Here is a 22,923-nt window from a genome sequence, read left to right as displayed (position 1 = left end):
ATGTCCCCTCCTCCCGTCGAGCGCGGCGGAGCCGGAGATGACGATCATCCGTCGGTGTCCGGGCCTAGAGCACCAGCCCGCTGGCTCTCACCACGCGTCGTTCAATGGCGCCTTCCAGCGTCTCGCGGCGGGTACCCGCCAGCGTGACCCGCGACTTGGCCCGCGTGATGCCGGTGTAGACCAGCTCACGGGTCAGAATCGGATTGGCGCCCTCAGGCAACACGAATAACACATGGCGGAACTCGGAACCCTGCGACTTGTGGACCGTCATCGCGAAGACGGTCTCCACCGCCTCGAGGCGTGACGGCAATACCGCGCGCACGCCACGGTGGAAGCGCTGGATGTCGGTGTCCTGCCCATCACGCTCGGTGTCTGGCGTCGCCTCCTCCTCGACCGGGAAGAACACGCGCAGACGCCCGCCGGCGGCGGGATCCGGCAGGGTGATGCCAACATCGCCGTTGTAGAGCCCCAGCGCGCGGTCGTTGCGCGTCACCATCACCGGGCGACCGGCGTACCAGCCGCGCTCGTCGGCGATCAGGCCGCGCCGCATCAGCACCCGCGCCACACGCTGGTTGAGGCCATCGACGCCGTAGGGGCCACGGCGCAACGCGCACAGCAGCTGGAACTCGAGCAGCAGGTCGATCACCTCACGCGCCGGACGCCGCTCACGCACGGCATCCAGCCCCGGGCGGTAGCCATTGACCACCAGCTTCTCGAGATCGCGGTCCTCCGGGCCACTGAGCTTGAGCCAGGCGATGTCGCGATAACCGGCCTTCCAGACATCGCGCAGCGCCTGACGATCCCCGGCGTTGCTGGCGCGTGCCAGCGCGCCGATGCCACTGTCGGCAGAGAAGCGATAGCTCTTCTGCAGCACCACCACGTGATCGGCGAGGCGGCCACGTGTCGCTGATGTTTCCTCCAAGTCCTGGCCATCAGGCACGGCGATGGCCTGCTCCAGCGTTTCGCCGGTCAGGCGGGTGAGATCTTCACACAGCGCCGGCGAGTAGCGCGGCGGCAGCGCATGCTCGCAGAGATCGCCCAGCACGGCGCCGGCTTCCACCGAGGCCAGCTGGTCCTTGTCGCCGAGCAGAATCAGGCGGGCGTGGGCGGGCAGCGCGCCGAGCAGTGCGGCCATCAGGTCGAGATCGACCATCGAGGCCTCGTCCACCACCAGCAGATCCAGCGCCAGCGGGTTGCCGGCGTGATGGCGGAAGTGGCGCGAATCCGGCCGTGCGCCCAGCAGACGGTGCACGGTGCTTGCCTCGCGCGGGATGGCGGCGCGTACCGCGTCTGGCACCTCGAGCTTCGCCACCGCCCCCCGGATCGACTCCGACAGCCGCGCCGCCGCCTTGCCGGTCGGGGCGACCAGGCGGATATCCAGCGCCCGCCGCTCGTGCGGTTGGGCTGTCTCATCACTCGCTCCGCTCTCTGCACTATCCTCTGCACTGCCCTCTACACCGTCAGCGCCACCCGCCAGCGCCTGAGCCTGCAACAGCGCCAACAGGCGCGTGACGGTGGTGGTCTTGCCGGTGCCGGGGCCGCCGGAAATCACCGTCAGGCGCTGACGCAGCGCCAGGGCACAGGCCAGCTTCTGCCAGTCCGGCTCGCCGTGTGGGTCCGGCTGATTGCTGGCGAACAGCTCGCGCAGACGCTCGCCCAGCGCATCGCTGACCCGTGTCTCGCCCTCCTCGCTCGGCCCCATCCGTGCACGCAGCCCCGCCGCGACTTCACGCTCGGCCTGCCAGTAACGGCGCAGATAGAGACGCTCGCCCACCAGCACCAGCGGGCGCAGCGGCAGATGGCCTGCCGGGGAATCGGCCTGCGCCAGCACGCTGACCAGCCGCGATGCCGCCAGCTGCTCGGCCCAGCGCCCGGCATCGAGATCCGCCAGAAAGGCTTCCGGCAGGGCCACGCTGACCTCGGCCAGATGCGCCTCGGATTGCTCCAGCGGCGGCAGTGACAGGGTCGCGCGTGGTTCGGCCAGCGCCCGCGACAGCGACAGGCACACATGCCCGCGCCCCAGCTGGTGGCTGGCCAGCGCGGCCGCCAGCAGCACGCTGGCCGGGGCCTCCGGCACATGGCGCGCCATGAAGCGCACCAGATGGGCATCAACGCGCCTAAGCCAGCCCAGCTCCACCCACAGTCCGAGCGTGGCGAGCAGGGTGTCGGCAGTCGGGGCGTCAGGGGCAGCGCTGAGCTGCTGCGTTGGCACAGACATGGTGTCAGACATCGAAGGCCCCCTGCTGGCCGCTTTGCGTGAGTGGCGAGGTGTCGGTGGTGCTGAGGAGCAGGCTATCCAATGCGGAGCTGTCGCCGCCCAGCCAGAGATCCAGCGCCTCGATCAGCGCCTGTGATGGCCGGCGCTGGAACACGCCGGGCGTCGCCACGCCAGGCGTCGCCATATTGCCCAGATCATGTGCCTCATCCACCGCAAGCGCGGGTGAGTCACCGCCGGCATCCAGGCCACGCAGGAAGACATACAGCACCCCGCCCATGCAGCGCTCGTAATCGTAGTCCTCACCGAGGCGCGCCTTGAGCAGACGATGCAGCGCGAGGGTGTAGAGCACGTATTGCAGATCGTAGCGGTGCTCGACCATCGCGCGGGCCAGTGACTCGCCAAGATAATCCTCGGGGCGCTCGCCCAGATAGTTGGATTTCCAGTCCAGCACATACCAGCGCCCGCCGGACTGGAAGGTCAGATCGATGAAGCCCTTGAGCATGCCGTGCATGCGGCGTGGCGCGAGCCTGGGCCGCGAGCGCGGCAACGGTTCCAGCGCGGTGACCACGGCATCCAGCGGCAGACTGCGTGCGTGCACGGCCGGCAGCCAGAATTCCAGCTCCGGCAGCCAGGCCTCCAGCCGGTTGAGCAGGATCGGCTCGCCCTCGAAGCCCTGTAGCGGGCGGGTCAACGCCTGCTCCAGCCAGTCGGTGAGGCGCGGCTGCCAGCTGGCATCGAAGCCACCGAAATGCAGCCGCGAGCCCACCAGCCGCTCAAGCTCGCCGCGATAGTCATCCGCACCGAGGCGATCGAGATCCACCGCCTCCAGCAGGCCGTGCAGGAAGGTCCCCGGGCGCGGTCCGCGCGGGAAATCATGCAGATGGATCTCGCCCACCGTCATCGGCAGGCCGCCGGCCAGCAGCGGGCCGGATTGCCCCGCCACCTCGCGGTCCGGGCGTGTCAGGCCCTGCTCGCCTTCTTCCAGCGCGATCTCGGTGGCGCCCTCGGGCACGCGGTCATCCGCGGCATCGGCGGTGTCTTCCAGCGCCGCCGTCACCTGACGGGCATCGGTGAGCAAGGCGGTGTAGGAGGCGATCCACCAGTCATCCTCGATACCGCCCGCGAAGTGGCGCGCGCCGTGGAAGTGCTGATCGCGCTCCGCTGGGGGCTGATATTCATGGCCTGCTGGTGCGGGCAGGCCGGAAACGCGCGCCAGGCCGGCAGACTGCTGATCACACCAGCCATGCAGCGCGGCCTCGATGGCGCTGGCCTCGATATCCGGGGTGTCACTCAGGCCGAGCAGGTAGCCGACGGCGGTGGACGGCAGACTGAGCTGCTTGCTGAAACCGCCCTTGCCGATGGGCGCCAGCCCCAGCCAGCAGGCGAACTTGGGACGCGTCAGCGCCACGTAGAGTAGACGCACATCTTCCATCAGGCGTGCATGGTCGGCCGCCGCGATGGCCTCCCTGGAGGGCTTCTTGACCAGGATGCTGTCATCGAGAGCGTCATCCTCCTGATCGACTCTGTGAGCAGGCACTTCCTCGTTATCGTCTTCCTCGTCAGCGCCTCCCTCGTCATCACCTTCCACGTCAGCCGAAGCCAGCCAGCGCTGCTTGAGGGTCAGCAGGCCGAAATTTTTGTCCGGCTCGGCCGCGCGGAAGCTGGCCATGAACGGCAGCAGCACGATGGGATACTCAAGCCCCTTCGACTTGTGGATGGTGACGACACGCACCAGCCCCTCATCACTTTCCAGTCGCTGACTGAGGCTGTCGCTATCCAGCGCTTCATGGCCGGATTCCAGCGCCTGATGCCACCAGCGCAGCAACGCCTGCTCGCCATCAAGGCGCTGGGCGGCATTCTGGGCCAGCTCGCCAAGGTGCAGCACGTCCGTCAGGGCGCGCTCGCCCCCGGCGCGCGCCGCCAACCGCTCACCGACCCGGAAGTCACGCATCACGCCGCGCAGCATCGGCAGCACGCCGCGCCGCTGCCAGTCGCGGTGATAGCCATCGAAGCGCTCGACCTCACGCTCCCAGGCCAGCTCATCCACCGCGAGGCGTTCGACCAGCGAGAGATCCTCGGCCAGCAGCCGCGTCGCCAGCGCCGCGCGCAGGCGGCGGTCATCACGCGGATGGGCCACGGCCTCGAACAGCTGCAGCAGCTCGAAGGCCTCCGGCGTGTCGAATACCGAGCTCTTCTCGCTCAGATAGACGCTGCGGATGCCGCCTTCGGCCAGCGCGCCACGCACCGCCGCAGCCTCACGGCCGTTGCGCACCAGCACGGCGATATCGCTGGCGGCCACGCCACGCGGCGTCGCATCCCCTTCGTCCATGAACACCAGCCCCGGCTCGCCCGCCGCCAGACGCTGCTGCCCTTCCAGCAAGGCCTGGATCTGGGCGCGACAGGCACCACTCATGGCGCGGCGGTGGTCATCGGCGCTCAGGCGCTCACCGCTGGCCCACCACAGGTTCAGCGCGCTGGCGGCCTCTTCGCGGCCATCCGCATGACGCAGCACCAGCCGGGTGCGCGTGCCCTGGGCCTCGACCGGCTGGAAGGGAATGTCCTCACTGCCGAAGGGCGCCTGATGCTGGGCGAACAGGGCATTCACCGCGGACACCATCGCGGCGCTGGAGCGGAAGTTGCGCGGTAGAGTGAAGCGCGAGCTGGTGACCTTGCGCGCCGCCAGATAGGTGTCGATATCGGCGCCGCGGAAGGCATAGATGGCCTGCTTGGGGTCACCGATCATCAACAGCGTGCTGGGCGCTTCGCCAGCATCGTTGCCGACATCACTGCTGAAGGCATCGTCGTCGGACGGGCCATCGCCCGCCGTCTGCGGATAGATGCGCCGGAAGATGCGGTACTGGACCGGATCGGTGTCCTGGAATTCGTCGATCATCGCCACCGGCAGCTCCTGACGGATCTGGCGCGCCAGACGCTGGCTGGCCTCGCCATTGAGCGTCGGGTCCAGCGCGTGATCGAGATCATTGAGCAGGTCCGAGAATTCCCACAGCCCGAGGCGGCGCTTCTCGCAGATCAGGGCACGGGCGACGCTGTCACGCGCGTGCACGGCGACCTGATCCAGCAGCACGGCGTCCGGGGCGGGCACCTCGGCCAGCATGTCCAGCGCCGCGAAGAAGGGATGGCGCGGGGTCTGGCAGTTCTTCTTGGTGCCCTTCTCGAGCTTGGCCTGACTCAGCCAGCACAGCTTCTTGCTGTCGAGCATGTCGGCAGCGAAGTCGTGCTCGCCGCTGGCCAGCCAGGCGGCCATCGCCGCCAGGCGAGGCTCGAGCTCGGCTTCCTTGTAGCTGTTGCCGTTGAGGGCCTTGCTGGCGAAGGCCTCGCCCATCACCGCGCGGATGGCCGCCTCATCGAAGCTTTCCTCGACGGCGCGACGGGCGGCCTCCTGCTGCTGACGCCACTGTTCGGCATTGCCGAGCAGCTCGCTCAGGTCATGCGGGGCCTCAAGACATTCGCCGTCGCGGTACAGCGGGCGTGGCGTGCCATCCCGCAGCAGGCCGCGCAGCTCTTCTCCCAACGCGTCGGGCCCGGCCCAGCGCCCACGGATCAAGGCCTGCCATTCGCGGGCCAGCGGATAGAACTCGCAGCGCCAGTAATCCTCGACGCAGCGCGCCAGCAGTGACTGGCCGTCCTGCAACAGCTCGGCGCCGAAGCGTCCGCCGGCATCGAAGGCATGTCGACTGAGCATGCGCTGGCAGAAGCCGTGGATGGTGAAGATGGCGGCGTCATCCATCAGGCGCGCGGCCTGATCGAGGCGCCGTGCCGCGGCAGCCTTGAGGCGAGATGCGTCCTCGGCAGGTGATGGTGTCAGCAGCGGCGCGAGCAACTCGGCCAGCACCGGATCAGGACTGGCACGCTCCAGCAGCGCCTCACGCGCCTGCTTGAGGCGCGCTCGAATGCGGTCTCTAAGCTCCGCGGTGGCGGCTTCGGTGAAGGTCACCACCAGTATCTCCGGCGGCGTCAGCGGGCGCGGATAGCAGACGCCCGCGTCCTGGCCGGGCAAGGGCCCGAGCACCAGCCGCACGTAGAGCGCGGCGAGGGTGAAGGTCTTGCCGGTGCCGGCACTCGCCTCGATCAGATGCTGACCGAGCAGCGGCAGCGTCGGAATATCGAGGGCCTGGCCCTGCTGGCTCTGATCCATCTCGTCACACATTGCCGCTTCCTTGTCCTGAGCGATGCCACTCCTCACGCCACTCTCCACACCGCGCATGTCTTCCACTCCGGTATCGCTCATGAGGTCGCCTTCCCGGTGGCAAGCTCCACCGCGCGTTCGCCGAGAATGCCCTGCCGCACACCGATCATGCTCTCGATCAGTGGCTGATAAAGCTGCACGCTGTTGAGCACGCCGCCGGCCTGTGCAAAGGCCTCGAACTCCGGCCACAGCTCGCCCAGTGCGCCTTCCTGACGCCTGAGCGCCTGAGGGCCCTTGAAGATGTCTTCGCTGAAGCGGGTTTCCATGGCGCGCGTCAGACTCTCACCAAGCCAGGGCTTGTGAATGGCCCCGAGCGCCGTCTCAAGGTTTGCGCTGCCGTCAGCGGCCTGCGCCTTGAGCACGCCGAACAGGGCATTGCGATCCTCCTCGCCCACCACCTCCCAGAGGGTGGTCGCCAGTTCCAGCGCGGCCGCCAGCGGTGCCTGCCAGCCCTGGGCATACGCCTTGACGAGGTGGCGCAGCGCGGCCTCGGCCTGCTCGATGCGCAGCGCGGGGAACAGCAGCCAGCGGTCCTCGAACACCGCAAGCCACTGATAGCCTTCACGGCTTGCGCCCTGATCACCTGCCACTTCCCCGAGGCCGGGACGCGCATTGGCCATCAGCCAGTCGAGGTAGCCGGCCAGCAGACGATGCGGCTTGCCGAGCTTCTTGTAGCGCCCTTCCTTGCCGGGCTTGAGGGTGCCGAAGTGGGTCGCCTCCAGCGTGGCCAGCAGGCGGCTTTCGCCCTCGGCGTCATCGTGCAGCTGCTGACGGCTGATCAAGCGCGTGGTGAGGGTCACACGCAGCATCTCGCCGCCCTCATCCTGCATGATCAGCGGTACCTCGAGGGTGCGCGGCGGCAGCGAGATGGCATCGCTGAGCTGGTCACGCCAGCTGGCCAACTGCTGGTCGAGACGCTTGAGGCGCGGTTCGATCAAGGCATCGGCAAAGCCCAGTGCCGGCAGCCGCCCGGCTCGGCGCAGACGTTCGGCGGCCAGCGGCAGTGACTGCCCGGCAAGCGCGGCGTCCAGCAGCTCGCGGGTCAGGGTGAAGTTCTCCAGCCCGTCGGGGGCGAAGGGTTCGTTGTCTTCATCCGGCACCTCGGCATCGCGAAAGCGCACGCCGACGCGGTCCAGCCCCAGCTGCCAGGGGCGGCGCAGGAAGCGCGCCAGCGAATCGGCACCGAGGCGCAGATGGGACTCCGGCGCCTGCTCCACCAGCTGCCTCAAGGCAGTCATTGCCGCCGCTTTCACCTGACTGGCATTGCTGGGGTTTTCCTGAGGTGTTTCAGTCACTTGAGCCTGACCCGCCGAGCGATACAGGCTCGACCAGCTGGCGTCATAGCTGAACAGATCGACGGCCGCTGCCTGGGAGGCATGGAAATAGCGCCGCGAGAACGGCTGCAGCGGGTGCTCGGTAATCAGGCGCTCACGCAGCGCCGCCTCGCGCGAACGCTTGGCGGAGTGCGGCTGCTCGGGCTCCCAGCCCAGCTCGATGTAGTCGAGCAGTTCACCGACCAGCACCGAGGGCGGCCGCTCGCCGTTATCGCGCTGGTCACGCCCGACCCACGAGATCGACAGGCGATCCCGCGCCGCCAGCAGCGCCTCCAGGAACAGGTAGCGATCATCGTCGCGCCGCGAGCGGTCCCCCGCCTGCGGGCGGCTGGCCATCAGGTCGAAATCCTGCGGCATGCGCACCCGCGGGTAGTCGCCATCGTTCATGCCCAGCAGGTGCACTTCGCGGAAGGGGATCGCACGCATCGGCATCAGGGTGGCGAAGTTGACCCGCCCGGCGAGGAAGCGCTGGGCGAGACCGCCGCTGTCCAGCTCGCCGCGTAGTGCCTCGCGCACCACCTTGAGCGACAGGCAGCCCTCGAAACCGGCCTGCTGCCAGCCCTTGTCGAGGCGTGAGAGCGCCGCCTGCAGGCGCGCCAGAATGTCGAATTCCTCGGCGCTGTCCGGGCTGAGGCTCTCCTCCCACAGCCGCTGCAGCGTGGTGGCCCAATCCGCTGGCGTGCGCGAGGTATCCAGCCAGCGCCGCCAGCGATCCAGGCTCTCGATCAGCTCGCCGACCTTGCCTGCCAGCTCGGCCTCGAGACCGGCCACTTCATCGAAAGGCACCACGCCGTCGAAGCTCAGGCCGTTCATGTCGACAAGGCCGTCCATCAGATCATCCATCTGGCCATCCATCAGGTCGGCGCTCTGCTCATCGCCAACTCCCCCCTGCGCGGGGGCGCCGGCCGCCGGAGAGCCGGCCGCCGGGGCGCCGGTGGCGTAGCCCAGCAGCATGCGCTCGAGGCCGAAGCGCCAGCTGTTCTCGTCGAGGGGCATGAAGCCGAGCTGCTCCCGGTGCTCACCGGAGAGTCCCCAGCGCACGCCGCTGTCGGCCAGCCAGCGCCGCAGACGCTCGAGCTCGCCCTCCTCGATGGCGAAACGACGCCGGAAGGCGGCGACATCCAGCGCATCCAGCACCTCGCTGACGCCGAGGCGGCGCTCCGGCAGTTCCAGCAGCATCAGCACCAGCCCGAGCAGCGGGTTGGCCTGACTGGCCACGCGGTCGGCGATGGTGAAGGGAATATGGCGCGGATTGCCCGGCGGCAGCTGACCGAACACCGCCTCGATATAGGGGGCATATCGGTCGATGTCGGGCACCATCACCAGGATGTCGCGCGGCCGCAGCGGCTCGCCCTCGCCACGTTTCTCGGCCTCATGGGCCCGCTCGAAGGCCGCCAGCAGGCGGTCGTGGAGGATCTCGACCTCGCGCAGCGCCGAGTGAGCGCTGACCAGACTGATGGAGTCGTCATCGGCCGCGAGCACCCGCGGACTGCCCTCGGCCAGCGCACGCTCGCCGGGGTGGACCAGTTCGAGTATCTCGTCCTGGATCTGCTGCAGCAGCGGTGCCTGCTCGGGTGGCGTGTCCTCGCTGATGCGCGGCACGAAGACGTCCAGCTCGAGATCGAAGCCGCTGTCGCGCCCCGACAGCGCACTCTCGAATTCATACAGGCTGACGATGAAGTCACGCCCCTGTGCGCCAAGCCCTGCCAGCAGCGGGTTGGCCTTGAGGTGCAACTCCTCCTCCGCCAGCCCGATCAGCGCCGGCGCCTCGGGGTGACGGGCACGCTGTTGCGCGAGGCGCTCGCTGTCCATGCGCAGGCTGTCTGCTCGCGAACTGCGCCGCACGGCTTCGCGGTCGGAGACGATATCGCCCCAGTAATGGCGGCAGGGATTGGTGATCATCAGGTAGATGTCCATCACCCCGGACAGCGCATGCAGCGCATCCAGCGTCTGGCCCGGCAACGCCGAGATACCGAACACGAACAGGCGTGGCGGCAGGGGATGACGACGTGTCGAGGGCAGTGTCTCCAGCGCGCGCGCCGCCGCGACGAAGCGACCATGCAGGGCGGCGCGGTGATGCTGGCGGCTGCTGGATGGCGCATCGGCCAGCACCGCGCGCCACAGTGCCGGCTGCCACTGCTGGCTGTCCGGCAGGTTGTCGGGCAGCAGATTGGCCGGCAGCTCGCTTGCGGCCTGCTGACGCGCGAAGGCATCCCGGAAGTTGTCGTCTTCCAGCCCGCTCTCCCAACTGCGCACCCACTCGGGGCGATAGTTGAGGTACTGATCGAACAGGTCCGCCAGCTGGCAGGCCAGCTGCCACTGCTGACGCTCAGCCTCGGGGCCTTCGGGCAGCGCTGGCAATGCGTCCTCACCGACCGCCTCGATCAGCTGGCCACGCTCGTCGCGACACAGGTAATCCCTGAGCGGCGCATAGCATTCGGCCTGGGATTCATCGGCCAGCAGCCCCGGCAGCAGCCGCAGCAGACGCCAGGCAAGCGGGCCCTTGTCGAAGGGCGACAGCTCCGGAATCTCGTCGCCCTGCACGCCACCCAATACCCCGCGATAGGCGCGCCATACGAAGCTTGAGGGCAGTGGAAAATCCACCGAGGCGGCGATGCCATCGGCCTCGGCCAATGACAATCTCAGCCACTGGGCCATGCCGTTGGACTGGACGAGGAAGGTTTCCGGCACCAGCGGAGGCTGAGGCGCGGCCTTGATCACCTTGAGAGCCAGATCGCGAAGGTCCTCGAGGTGATTGGCGTGAAGAACGGTAAACATGCGGGCATCCTGCTGGGAGTGACAACCCGGCCATCGTGGCCGTGGCAAGCCGCTGCGCGGAGAGACAATGAATGGCTCTATCCTAGCGTCGCCGTGGCGCCGGCCCAAACGAAAAACGCGCACCACCCAGAGGGTGATGCGCGTTTTCAGGCAGAGGCAGGCCACAAGGGCCTGCCTCTCATCCTGCGATGCCGGATACGCAGATCAGACGATGCGCATCAGTTCGCGGCCACGCGGGCTGATCGCCAGCCACAGGCCGAGCACCACGCCCATCAGCGACAGCGCCGCCACGTACCAGGTGGGCGACAGCGGCGAGACGGTCATCATCAGCGAGACCAGAATCGGCGTGAAGCCACCGAAGATGGCGTAGGCGACATTGTAGGAGAACGACAGGCCGGTGAAGCGCACCGCCGGCGGGAAGCCGCGGATCGCGATGCTCGGCACCGCGCCGACGATGCCGACGCTGAAACCGGTCAGGCAGTAGAGCGGCACCAGCAGGCTGGGGTCTGAGTGCATGGTGGCGAGGAAGACCCAGTAGGTGATGCCCAGCAAGGCGCTCCACAGCACCAGGGTGACGCCGGCGCCGATGCGATCGACCATGTAACCGGAGACGATGCAGCCGACGCACACCGCCACGATCGCCAGACTGTTGGCGGAGAAGGCCGCGGCACGGCTCAGGCCCTCGAGGCCCGCGATCAGGCTCGGCGTCATCAGGATCACGACCACGATGGCAGCGGTCAGAATCCAGGTGACCGCCATCGCCACGGCAATCGCCGGACGCTGTTCCCGCAGGATCATCTTCAAGGGCAGCTCGGCGGCCAGCGCCTTCTTCTGCTGCATCTCGGCGAATACCGGCGTCTCGTGCAACCAGCGACGCAGATAGACCGAGAACAGCCCGAACACGCCACCGATGATGAACGGAATCCGCCAGGCGAAATCACTGACCTCTTGCGGGGTGTAGACACTGTTGATGGCGCTGGCCATCAGCGAGCCGAGCAGGATCCCCCCCACCAGCCCCATCGAGAGCGTGCCGCAGGCCAGACCATTGTGACGCGGTGCGACGTGCTCGCTGACGAACACCCAGGCACCCGGCACCTCACCGCCGACCGCAGCGCCCTGGAACAGACGCAGGATGATCAGCAGCAGCGGCGCCCACATGCCGATGACGGCATAGGTCGGCAGCATGCCCATCAGCAGGGTCGGCAGCGACATCATGAAGATGGACAGCGTGAACATCTTCTTGCGGCCGAGCGTATCGCCGAAGTGGGCCATGATGATGCCACCCAGCGGGCGCGCCAGATAACCGGCGGCAAAGATGCCGAAGGTCTGCACCTGACGCAGCCACTCGGGAATGTCGGGCGGGAAGAACAGCTGGCCGACGACGGTGGCGAAGAACACGAAGATGACGAAGTCATAGAACTCGAGGGCACCGCCGAGAGCGGACAGACCGAGTACCTTGATGTCACCACGCTTGAGCGAATTTTCGTTGGGCAAATCGTGTGCAGCGGGGGCGGAGCCCGCTGCGGGGACGGAATCGTTCATGGATCTCTGTTTAGCGGGGGCTGGTGTCCAGCGATGGTCAAGGGTGATTCACGCGTCGCACATCTTGTCTTGGAGGCTTTCAGTCGGGGAGACATCATCCTGTCGAAAGACATCATCGATCACGGAGCGGAAGTCGGGCTGATGATGACTGAAAGCGCCGGGGTTGCCCCGGAGGCGTGGCGATCATGCGGAATCCTGCCAGCGTACGACGCATCACTGTATTGCAAAAAACACAATACAGATCGATGCAATCATGCGTCTCATGTATCGCGTCCAGAGTAGCAAAGGCGACCTTGGCTGGGTAGCGTTCGCTCACTGTTTGGCAGGGGTCTTGCGGGAAATCACGCCGACCTTGCCAAGAGTTGGCATGAAAAACCCCGGCACCTCGAGAAGGCGGACCGGGGTGGTGGACGTCATCCTGTGCAGTTCAAGCAATGAGGGGCGTGGTGGGTGTCATGCGGTGAGTCATCTTCCCGCGCCTGCCGAGAAACGCCCGAGACCTGGATTCAGGTTCAGGTTCATCGACAAGCGTCAGCTGCAGTAGCCCCAGCCTTCCAGGCGCTGACGAATGTCCTCGACCCGCTGGCGGTTCTTGCCGAGATCGGAATGCCCTCTGCGCGAGACGCTGCGCACATGGCAGACCCCCTCCTCTTCATTGCAGACGATTTCCACATCATCGACGAAGCCCAGCACGGGGGTGTGGAACTCGGCGTGCAGATAGCCGCCATCTTCGCTGACGATTTCAGCATGGCCCATCGATTCTATGATGCCGTGCAACTTCTCCATCGCACTGAGGCAGCAATCCTGCGGCATCGGGAGTGGCGCGACATAATGCTTGCTGTCAGTGGCCTGGGAACTGACCCCGTTGGGGGTGCTGGGGGCCGGAGCCAGCATGCCATCATGCAGGCCGAGATTGTCGGGACGAGGTGAAGCAAAAAGACCTTGGCGCATTTCGAATCCTTCCTGTCATCTCTGGGCGTCGGTAACAGCATCCTCTGTCACCAGCCTGATTGTTATCCAAGTCAGCTTGAAGACGTTGCGAAGACTGTGCGCAAGAAAGCCCCATGCGGGCTTCTCCGCTGATGTGATTCGCTGAGGCAACTCCCACACGCTGCCATCGCGTGGGCTTGTCGGTGAATGACAAGGGCCTCGACTTTCAGCGTAGCGACTTTTGTCGATTTTGCCCGTGGAAGGCCTTGATCCAGATCATCTGCCTGATAATGCGCCGCACCTTGAGCGGCTTGAGGCCGTGCCCTCTTCCGCCCCAGCGAAGCCAGACCGTACACTGGGCAGCATTTCACCCGGCCCGGCTTGCCCCAGGCGCAGCCCCAGCCACCGGCCAGACGACTTCGCAAGGACCCCATCGTGAGCTTCCGCTTTCTGCACACTTCCGACTGGCATCTCGGCCAGAGCTTTCACGGCCAGAGCCGTCACGTCGAGCATGCTGCCTTTCTCGACTGGCTGCTCGGGCAGCTCAAGACTCTGGCGCCGGATGCGCTGCTGATCGCCGGAGACCTGTTCGATGTGGTCAACCCGAGCCTGGCCGCCCAGGAGCTGCTCTACGACTTCATCGTGCGCGCCCACGAGCAGGACGCGGCGCTGGAGATCGTGATGATCGCCGGCAATCACGATTCCGGCTCGCGCATCGAGCTGCCGGCCGCGTTGTTGGCACGTCTCAAGACCCATGCGCTGGGTCGCGTGCGCTGGGTGGATGACTCCGCCGACGGCGGCGATGCCCACAGTCTCGACTGCCAGCATCTGCTGGTGCCCCTGCATGATCGTGACGGCAAGCGCCGCGCCCTGTGCCTGGCGGTGCCCTTCCTGCGCCCGGCCGAGGTCACCGGCCTGAGCAGCGGCGAGCAAGCCGAGCAGGAAGGAGAAGCAGCAGGCAAGGCCGAACGCACCCGCAGCGAGGCCTACCGCGACGGCGTGGCCCGCGTGCACCAGCAGCTGGTCAGTGCTGCGCGCGCCGCCCGCCAGCCCGGCGAGGCGCTGATCGCCATGGGCCATGCCCATATGCGTGACGGCGAGGTGTCCGAGAACAGCGAGCGCCCGATCCTGATGGGTGGCGAAGAGGCGCTCTCGACCAGCCTGTTCCCCGACGACATCGCCTATGTGGCGCTGGGCCACCTGCATCGCCCGCAACGCGTGGGTGGCGAGGAGCGCATCCGCTATTGCGGTACGCCGCTGGCGATGGACTTCTCCGAGGTCGACTACGGTCACCGCATCCTCGATGTCACGCTCAACAATGAAAGCCTGGAGAAGGTCACGGAGCATCGCGTGCCCTGCCATGTCGCGCTCACGCGCGTCGGGCCTGCGCCCCTGGCCGAGATCACCACTCAACTCACGGCGCTGGTCGCCGAAGCGCAGGCGGATCTCGAGCCGACACGCTGGCCGTGGCTGGAAGTGACCGTGCAGCTGGAAGCCCCGCTGATCGACCTGCGCGCCCGTATCGAGGCACTGCTGGAAGGCGCGCCGCTGCGTCTGATCAAGCTGGTCACCCGCTACCCGGCGCCCAGTGCCGAGCATCGCGCGCCGAAGGGCGTGAAGCTCGATGAGCTGGGCCCGATGGGGCTGTTCGAGCGTCATTATCGCGCCACCTATGACAGTGAGCCGGACCCGGCGCTGATCGAGGATTTCGCCCAGCTGCTCGAGGAGGTCGAGGCCGCGCGCGAGACGCGCCTCGAAGGCGAGCCGGCCACCCGACCCGCTCGCAAGGCCGACAAGGCGGCTTCGATAGATAAGACAGCCTCGGCAGACAAGGCCAAGGGAGGTCAGGCATGAAGATTCTCGCCCTGCGCCTCGACAACCTGGCCTCACTGGCCGGCACGCATGAAGTCGACTTCGAGAAGGCGCCGCTGTCCGATGCCGGCTTGTTCGCCATCACCGGCCCCACCGGGGCCGGCAAGAGCACGCTGCTCGATGCCCTGTGTCTGGCGCTCTATGGCACCACGCCGCGCCTGCGCCAGACGCCGAGTGGCGGTCAGCTGGAGGATGTCGGCGAGCATCAGCTGACGCTCAAGGACCCGCGCAGCCTGCTCCGGCGTGGCTGCGGCGAAGGCAAGGCCGAGGTGGATTTCATCGGCCGCGATGGCCTGCGCTATCGCGCCAGCTGGACGGTCAGCCGCGCGCGCGGCAAGCCCGGTGGGCGCCTGCAGAATGCCAAGCAACATCTCCAGCTGCTGCCCACCGGCGATGACACCCAGCCGGCTCAGACCCTCAACACCACCAGCAATGACGCCAAGGCATTGATCATCGACAGGCTGGGGCTGAATTTCGAGCAGTTCACCCGCGCCGTACTGCTGGCGCAGAGCGAGTTCAGCGCCTTCCTGCGTGCCAATGACAATGAACGCTCGGAGTTGCTGGAAAAGCTGACCGATACCGGTCATTACTCCGAGATCTCGATGGCCGCCCATGAGCGCGAGCGCGCCGCCCGCGAGACCGTCAATGAACTGGAGCGCAAGCTGGAGGGCCAGCTACCGGCCAGCCCGCAGGAGCGCCAGGCGCTCGAGGAGGAGGTGCGCCTGCGCCAGACGGCCATGACCCGGCTCAGCGAACAGCATGATGCGCTGACGGCCTATCACCAGTGGACCACCACGGCGGGCGAGCTCGAACAGGCCCAGCGTCAGGCGCAGCAGGAGCAGACCGAGGCCCACGCCGCCAGTAATGGACTTTCCCGTCAGCGCGAGCAACTCAGCGCCCTGGAAGCCCTCGCACCGATTCGCCCTGCCCTGCTGCGCCTCAAGGCGATCGCGCCGCAGCATGCGCAGCTGGTCGCGCAACTGGCCCAGCTTGAGCAGCAGCTCGGCGCCCTGTCGCCCAGGGTTGAGCAGGCCAGAGCCGCCAGGCACACCGCCGATGAACGCATGCAGCGCTGTGATACCTGGCGTGGCGAGCAACTGCCGAAACTTGAAGAGGCACGTCAGGTGGCTTCGCGTCTGGCGCAACAACGCGAAGCACACGCCAGCCAGCAGAGTGAACAGCACCGCCTGGGCGACACGCTCGGCCAACATCAGCAGGAGCTGGAGGCACAGGATCGCCAGCGCCAGCAGCTGGAGCAGCAACTTCAGCAGCTGCAGGCGACGCTGGTCGACGAGTCAGGCCAGCCGTTGCGCGATGCCGAAGACTATCGTGACCAGCTGCAACGTCAGCGCGATGCACTACTGGAGCTCAAGCCCGTACTCAGCGAGCAGATCAGTGGCCTGGCCCGCCGTGATGAGGTGCAGCAGCGTCTTGTCGAGCTGGAGCAGCAACTGCCCCGACAGCAACAGGCGTTGCGGGATGTGGCTGGCCGGCAGGCGCAGGCATTGCAGACCCGTGACCAGGCGCGCCACGAGGAAGAGGCCGAGCGCCGCCAGCAGGAGCAGGAGCGTCTGGCACGCAGCGACAACGTGATGGCGCTGCGCCGTGGGCTGGTCCAGGGCGAGGAGTGCCCGGTGTGCGGCAGCCACGAGCACCCCGCCGCCGGCCAGGCCGCACCGGCCGAGGCGCTGATCGCTCAGCTGGAACAGCAGGCCCGCGAGCGTCTTGACCAGCGCCGCCAGGCCACGGCCACCGCGCAGCAAGCCATGGAGACGGCCAGTCACGAGCATGCGCGCCTCGAGGAGCAGCTCGGCTATCTGCAGCAGGAACAGACCCAGCTGAACACGGAGCTGCAACGCCTGCAGCAGCAGGCGCAGAGCTGCCAGACGAGCCTGACCGAGCTTCTGGCCCGGCATTCGCTGTCAGAGCAACCCCAGCTTGCACCCTTGCCGCAGCTGCCAGCTGCCCACGCACTGCAACTGATCGAGCAGCGCCTTGGGGAACTGGACGCCCGCCAGAACACGCTGGTGACGACACTGCGCCAGCTGACGCCGCTGCGCGAGCAACGCCAGGCGCTGGCAACACGCCATGCCACGCTGACGACGCAATGCCAGCATGGTGAGGCACAGCTTCATCAGTGCGAGACGCAGATCACTGCGCTGGCGCGCGAGATCGAGCAACTCAGTGACACGCTCGCCCAGCAGCTGAGCGCAGACCCCAAGCGACAGCATGCCAGCGTGAGCGACTGGTCCGACTGGATCGAGTCGCTGACCACCCGGATGCGCAACGAGCAAGAGGATGCGCGGCAGGCACTGCAGGAATTGAGCGACCAGCAACAGCAGCTGACGCAGCAGCAGGCCAACCTGCAGCAGCGCCAAGCGGAGCTGCGCGAGGAGCAAGACTCGCTCGACCGCGAACGCGCGCATTGGCAGGCAGCGAATCCCGGCCTGGATGAGGCGCGCATCGCGGAGTTGCTGGCCGTCGAGGATCACGAGCTGCAGGCACTGCGCCAGCAATTGCGCAGCGCCCACGAGCGCGTCGCACGCGCGGATGCCCTGTGTGAGGAGCGCAATGCGCGTCAGCTCAAACACTGGCAGGCCGCTCGAACCTCCAGCTGGCAGGCAGCACTCGAACAGCTGGCAGCACTCGAGCAGCTGGCAGCGCCCGCCGTGGAGACGTCAGGAGCAGGTACCGCTGGAGAAGGTCCGGCGAGAGTAAGCACGGCGGGAGAAGGCACCGCAGGAGACGGTGCTTCAGGAACTGAAGAGACGGGCGTCATCCGCGCCCAGGCCCAGCAGGCCTTGGCGCTGCATGCTCGCTTGCAGGCTCATCTGCAACCCCCGCAAGAAGATGCCGCTGGTGCGCCAAAGGATGCGCAGCCACAGCCCGAGGAAGATACACACGCGCTTGGCGAGGCGTTGGCCACTTTGATCGCGGCGCTCAAGACACCGCTCACTGCCGTGCGCAAGGCCCATCAATCGGCGCAGGCGGCGATACTCAATGATGATCAGCGCCGCAGCGGCAGCGCCGAACTTGGCGAGCAGCTGGCCCGCGCCCGCGCAGTTCATGAACGCTGGGGCGCGCTGTCGGAGCTGATCGGCAGTGCCAGTGGTGCCAAGTTCCGCACCATCGCCCAGGCCTTCAACCTCGAGCGTCTGATCGAGCATGCCAATCTGCATCTGGCCAATCTGGTTCGCCGCTATCGTCTGGCGCGCGGCGCCAGCCCGCTGGGTCTGGTGGTGGTGGATACCGAGATGGGTGACGAGCTGCGCAGCGTGCATTCGCTGTCCGGCGGCGAGACCTTCCTGGTCTCACTGGCGCTGGCGCTGGGCCTGGCGGGCATGGCCTCCGGTGAGCTGCGCATCGAATCGCTGTTCATCGATGAAGGCTTCGGTAGCCTCGACCCGGATTCACTGGCCCTGGCGATGGAGGCGCTGGATGGCCTGCAGGCCAGCGGCCGGCGCGTCGGGGTCATCTCGCATGTGGCCGAGATGCATGAACGCATTCCGGTGCGTATCGCGGTGCGCCCCTCGGGCAACGGCCAGAGCCGACTGGAGATCGAAGGCTAGCGGCGGTCAGGCGTCACGAAGCCAGGTTCAGCGTAGCCGCTTGAGGCAGCTAGGCATCGCGAAGCCGCTTGAGGCGCCGGCTGGCGAGCTGGTCCGCCAGTCGGGTCGGCTCGGGCAGCTTGGTCTTGCCCAGACAGTGCAGGGTCATCGCCAGCGCCGTATCCAGGTTCATGCGCTGGCCCGGCGAGACGAACACCGGCTTGACCTTCGCGCGTGAGCGCAGCACGGCGCCCAGCTGGCTGCGCTGTTCGCGTTTGGGCAGCTCGCTATTCTCGATGATGCCGAGCTCGCCATCCACTTCACGCACGCGATCCGTCAGCGCGACCCAGTCGCCGCGCTCATCGCCCGGTTCACCATGCTTGCCGCACAGACGCTTCTTGGCCACGCCGAAGGATGGCAGGTCACACCACAGGCCGAGATGCGCCGCCACGCCCAGGCGGCGCGGGTGCGCGATGCCATGGCCGTCCACCATCAGGCATTCGGGCGCACGCTCCAGCGACTCGAGGGCGGCGATGGCGGCGGGCAGCTCCCGAAACGACAGCAAGCCCGGAATATACGGCATGCGTGTCGGCTGACGGATCAGCTGCTGCTCGAGGGGCTCCAGCGTCGCCAGATCCAGCGTCACCACCGCCGCGCGTGTCACCTCGCCCTCATCCTCGAAACCGATATCGACACCGGTGATGGTCGCTGGCCAATCGCCGGGGCTTGCTCCCCAGGGCGGCGTCAACGTCAGTCGAGTAGCCATTTCGCGTTGCTTGGCAACGGCGGCGGCAGGGTCGAGATTCCAATCGTGCAGTGCTGTCATCCACTCACTCATGCATTCCCTCTCGGTGGTTGCGGGTCTCTCTCCACCAGATGCTATCGATCGCCCTCACCTTCAAGCTGCTTGCCCAGTGAACGCAGCACCTCCGCCGCCTGATTGCGGAAGGTGTCCAGCCCGTTGCCGACCTCCCCCATGCTGCGCTCCAGCTGGCGTGACAGGCGATTGGAAAGCGGCTGGTCCGCGCGGGCTGTCAGCTGCTCCGGCGTCATGTCGAGCACCAGGCGGTAACGGATGTCGCCGGGCGCCGCGGCTGCCAGCGGGTCACTGACCGCCTCACGGGTGAAGCGCGCGAAGTCGATGCTGGCCGCCTTGTCCCCGCCGTCAGGGCGAATCAGCAGGCGATGGATCTGACCACGGGTATCACTGAGCACATCCTCGACCTTGCCCAGCGCCTCGCCCTGCGGTGAGACCACCGGCGCCAGACGCAGGGCCTCCAGCGAGACCAGCGGGACGCGAATCTCCGGCGTGGCGCTGCTGGCGGGCATGCCGGACTCGGCGTGGGCCGCACTGAGCGACAGCCAGGGTGTCGCCAGCAGAGCGCACAGCATCAGCTGGCGGGCAGGCGTGGCCTGCAGGCCACGGCGCAAGGCGTCGAGTGAAGAGATCATGTGGGCATCCTCGGGAAATGATGAGCGGTGGAGCTATGATGAGCGGTGGACCTATGATGAGCGGTGGAGCTACGCCAGCACAGGATACCAGCCCCGGTGGTGCCTTTCGTCCAGGCACAAAAAAACCGGCACCTCGTGAGAGGTACCGGTCTTTTCAGAAGCCGTGGCCAGCACTGCGATCAGTGCCGGCCCGACTCAGGCCTGATCAGGCGCGACGACGGTCGTCGTTGCCACCTTCACGGCGCTGCGGACGAGCGCCCGCACCGTCTTCTGCCAGTTCCAGCGGACGGCCAGCGACGCGAGCACGCGCCATCTTGGACACGATGCTGGTCGGCAGACCGCTCGGCAGTTCCACGACACTGTGGGTGTTGCGGATGTCGATGCGACCGATGCGTGAACCTTCGATGCCGCCTTCGTTGGCGAGAGCGCCAACCAGCTGGCCCGGCTTGACGCCGTCACGGTGGCCGACGGCCACACGGTAGAGCTTCATGCCTTCACGCGCGACCGGCGCGGAGTTGCGACGCTCACCGCGTTCCGGACGCTCGGTGCGCTCACCGCGCTCGGAACGCTCGTTGCGACGCGCACCCGGCTTCGGCAGAGACTGGATCGGCGTCTCTTCGGCGCGAGCCATCTTGACGAAGACAGCGGCCAGCTCGACCGGATCGTGACCTTCTTCGACCAGGCTCTGGACCAGAGCGCGGTGACCGTTGGAGCTGCTGCCCAGGGCTTCGACGACGCGAGCACGGAAGGCGGCGTCACGGTGGCCACGGATCTCTTCTTCGCTCGGCAGCTGGCGTTCGGTGATGCGCTGGCCCAGGGCCTGCTCCATCCAGCGAACCTTGCGCATTTCGCGACCGCTGACGAAGGTGATGGCGCGACCTTCACGACCGGCACGGCCAGTACGGCCAGTACGGTGGACGAAGGATTCGCTGTCACCCGGCAGGTCGTAGTTGAAGACGTGGGTGATACGCGCCACGTCCAGACCACGAGCGGCGACGTCGGTCGCGACCAGCACGTCGACCTTGCCACGCTTCAGGCGAGTCACGGTGCGCTCGCGCAGGGACTGGTCCAGATCACCGGACAGCGCTGCCGCGGAGATACCGCGAGCGATCAGCTGTTCGACGACAGTGGTACAGGCGGCACGAGTACGCACGAAGACGATGGCCGCATCGACGGTCTCGACTTCCAGCAGACGGGACAGCGCTTCCAGCTTGGCGCCGCCTTCGACACGCACCATCATCTGTTCGATGGTGGAAGCGGTACGCGATTCGGACTTGATGGCAACCTTGACCGGATCAACCAGGTAGCGGTTGACGATACGCTCGATCTCGGTCGGCAGCGTCGCGGAGAAGAAGACGCGCTGCGCTTCCTTCGGGGTATCGGCGACGACGCGCTTGACGTCATCGATGAAGCCCATGCGCAGCATCTCATCGGCTTCATCCAGCACGAGGGCTTTCAGGCCGTTCAGGTTCAGGCTCTTGCGGTCCAGGTGGTCGATGACACGACCCGGGGTGCCGACGACGATCTGCGCGCCGCTCTTGAGGCTACGCATCTGCTCGCGGTAGTCCTGACCACCGCAGAGAGTGGCCACTTCCAGGCCACGCATGAACTGACCGTAACGTGTGAAGTTGACGGCGACCTGTTGGGCCAGCTCACGGGTCGGGGCCAGCACGAGAACCTGCGGTTCACGGCGGTCGAGGTCCAGACGGGTCAACAGCGGGAGTGCAAAGGCAGCGGTCTTGCCGGTACCCGTCTGTGCCTGGCCGATCATGTCACGGCCTTCGAGCAGACTCGGGATGGTCTGAGCCTGGATCGGGGACGGAGTTTCGTAGCCCAGCTTCTCGAGAGAGGTCAGGACGGCAGGCAGCAGGGCAAGATCGCTGAAGCGATCGACGACGGAAGTCGTGGTCATGTATATCTCACACCTAAATGGCTACAAGTAAGGCTTGCAGCTGAAGAATGGGTCGGGTTGAACCGACACGAAGCGTAAGGGCTCCGTCTGGCGATGCAGTCAGGCACGAGGCGCTGGCATCATCAGAAAAAACGTACGAGTGCTGGACGTCTTGGCATGGACGGGCCCGGGTTGCTCTGAAGGTGGACGCAATTCCACTTTCAGGCACAACGCTGCGGCGACCGTACAGCAACCAGAGGCTCTTCTACTCAGAGTCTCGGGGCGCTCCATCATGCACACTGTGGACAGGGACGGGTCTTGCATCGCGGCGGCCGGACATCGATCGAATCGAGGGGTCACGGATGGCTGGGGCAAGCTACGCCACGCGGTCCGGGAGGCGCGAAATACCGGCTGATGGCCACAAGAAACGGCGATCACGTCGGGCTCGGCTACTCAGGATGGTGGGTCACTACATGCGAGGAGCTGGCATTCTAGCAGCCTCTCACGCATTCTGCATCCTTTCTTTTGACCTTGGTCGCAGGCCGCCCGTCCTCGGGCAGGCATGCGCCCCGCCATCACGACTCGCTGAACAGCCACCTGACAGGAGCCTGCATGACTGACGCGCAAGACCATGACGCCCCCTCCCCACAACATCCCGCCGAGCATGTCACCACGCTGTGGGTCGACGCCGATGCCTGTCCGCGCGCCGCGCGTGACATCCTGGTGCGCGCGGCGGAACGCACCGCGACCCCCACCTGGTTCGTCGCCAATCATCAGGTGCCGCTGCCGCGCTCGCTGCACGTCAAGGCGCTGTCGGTCCCACAAGGGGCCGATGCTGCCGATCAGTTGATCGTCGAGCGCGCCCACCCCGGCGACATGGTGATCACCTCCGACCTGCCGCTGGCGCTGGAGGCAATCGAGAAAGGCGCGCTGGTGATGACGACCCGCGGCGAGGCGCTGGATGGCAACAACATTCGCGCCAAGGTGCAGATGCGCGACTTCATGGAGAGCATGCGCTCCAGCGGCGAGCACACCGGCGGCCCGTCCGCCTATGGCCAGCGCGAGCAACGCGACTTCGGCAATGCACTGGACCGCTGGCTGGCGAAGATCAGACGCCCGACACCGCGCGCCTGATCCAACCGCCGCTGCTC

The 22,923-nt window shown here is 66.8% G+C and carries 11 protein-coding genes; 3 read left to right on the top strand and 8 right to left on the bottom strand.

Translation table 11 applies throughout. From position 1 onward, the window contains the following. Window positions 1–64: 64 nt before the first annotated feature. The 5 genes from recD to R2R70_RS11265 form a co-directional block, all read right to left on the bottom strand. Window positions 65–2,230 (bottom strand): exodeoxyribonuclease V subunit alpha, encoded by a 2,166-nt coding sequence (recD, locus tag R2R70_RS11285; protein ID WP_410978027.1) that lies wholly within the window; start codon window positions 2,228–2,230, stop codon window positions 65–67. Next, on the bottom strand, window positions 2,223–6,467 hold the full coding sequence (gene recB, locus R2R70_RS11280) for an exodeoxyribonuclease V subunit beta (RefSeq protein WP_410978026.1): 4,245 nt from the start codon (window positions 6,465–6,467) through the stop codon (window positions 2,223–2,225). The genes recD and recB overlap by 8 nt, the downstream gene beginning before the upstream one ends. Continuing rightward, the gene (recC, locus tag R2R70_RS11275) at window positions 6,464–10,537 is read right to left on the bottom strand and encodes an exodeoxyribonuclease V subunit gamma (protein WP_410978025.1); all 4,074 of its coding nucleotides are present in this window, start codon (window positions 10,535–10,537) and stop codon (window positions 6,464–6,466) included. Before recC ends, recB begins: the two co-directional genes overlap by 4 nt. 204 nt (window positions 10,538–10,741) lie before the next feature. Beyond that, on the bottom strand, window positions 10,742–12,079 hold the full coding sequence (locus R2R70_RS11270) for an MFS transporter (protein WP_107335530.1): 1,338 nt from the start codon (window positions 12,077–12,079) through the stop codon (window positions 10,742–10,744). Between the two features lie 531 nt (window positions 12,080–12,610). Beyond that, a complete protein-coding gene (locus tag R2R70_RS11265; protein WP_107335531.1) occupies window positions 12,611–13,030 on the bottom strand; it encodes a DUF1499 domain-containing protein in 420 nt (139 codons plus the stop codon). A 414-nt stretch (window positions 13,031–13,444) separates the two neighbouring features. On the opposite strand from R2R70_RS11265, the gene R2R70_RS11260 reads away from it, so the two are divergent. Both R2R70_RS11260 and R2R70_RS11255 read left to right on the top strand, forming a co-directional pair. Next, on the top strand, window positions 13,445–14,863 hold the full coding sequence (locus tag R2R70_RS11260) for an exonuclease SbcCD subunit D C-terminal domain-containing protein (RefSeq protein ID WP_410978024.1): 1,419 nt from the start codon (window positions 13,445–13,447) through the stop codon (window positions 14,861–14,863). Beyond that, on the top strand, window positions 14,860–18,450 hold the full coding sequence (locus tag R2R70_RS11255; protein ID WP_410978023.1) for an AAA family ATPase: 3,591 nt from the start codon (window positions 14,860–14,862) through the stop codon (window positions 18,448–18,450). Before R2R70_RS11260 ends, R2R70_RS11255 begins: the two co-directional genes overlap by 4 nt. 49 nt (window positions 18,451–18,499) lie before the next feature. Here R2R70_RS11255 and R2R70_RS11250 read toward each other — a convergent pair whose 3' ends face one another. The 3 genes from R2R70_RS11250 to R2R70_RS11240 form a co-directional block, all read right to left on the bottom strand. After that, window positions 18,500–19,255: an endonuclease V gene (locus tag R2R70_RS11250; RefSeq protein WP_107335534.1), complete on the bottom strand. Its 756-nt coding sequence runs from the start codon at window positions 19,253–19,255 to the stop codon at window positions 18,500–18,502. Window positions 19,256–19,308: 53 nt separating this feature from the next. Continuing rightward, complete coding sequence (locus R2R70_RS11245) at window positions 19,309–19,881, bottom strand: hypothetical protein (RefSeq protein ID WP_410978022.1); 573 nt, start codon at window positions 19,879–19,881, stop codon at window positions 19,309–19,311. A gap of 205 nt (window positions 19,882–20,086) precedes the next feature. Then, window positions 20,087–21,793, bottom strand: a complete 1,707-nt coding sequence (locus tag R2R70_RS11240; RefSeq protein WP_043333127.1) for a DEAD/DEAH box helicase — start codon at window positions 21,791–21,793, stop codon at window positions 20,087–20,089. Between the two features lie 591 nt (window positions 21,794–22,384). On the opposite strand from R2R70_RS11240, the gene R2R70_RS11235 reads away from it, so the two are divergent. Then, window positions 22,385–22,906 carry a YaiI/YqxD family protein gene (locus R2R70_RS11235; RefSeq protein ID WP_082388208.1) on the top strand — a complete coding sequence of 174 codons (522 nt, stop codon included), beginning with the start codon at window positions 22,385–22,387 and terminating at the stop codon, window positions 22,904–22,906. The last annotated feature ends 17 nt before the right edge of the window (window positions 22,907–22,923 follow it).

The sequence above is a fragment of the Cobetia sp. SIMBA_158 genome (assembly GCF_046566945.1).
GTDB classification, from domain to species: Bacteria; Pseudomonadota; Gammaproteobacteria; order Pseudomonadales; family Halomonadaceae; genus Cobetia; species Cobetia amphilecti.
This window is presented reverse-complemented; position numbering and strand designations above follow the sequence as displayed.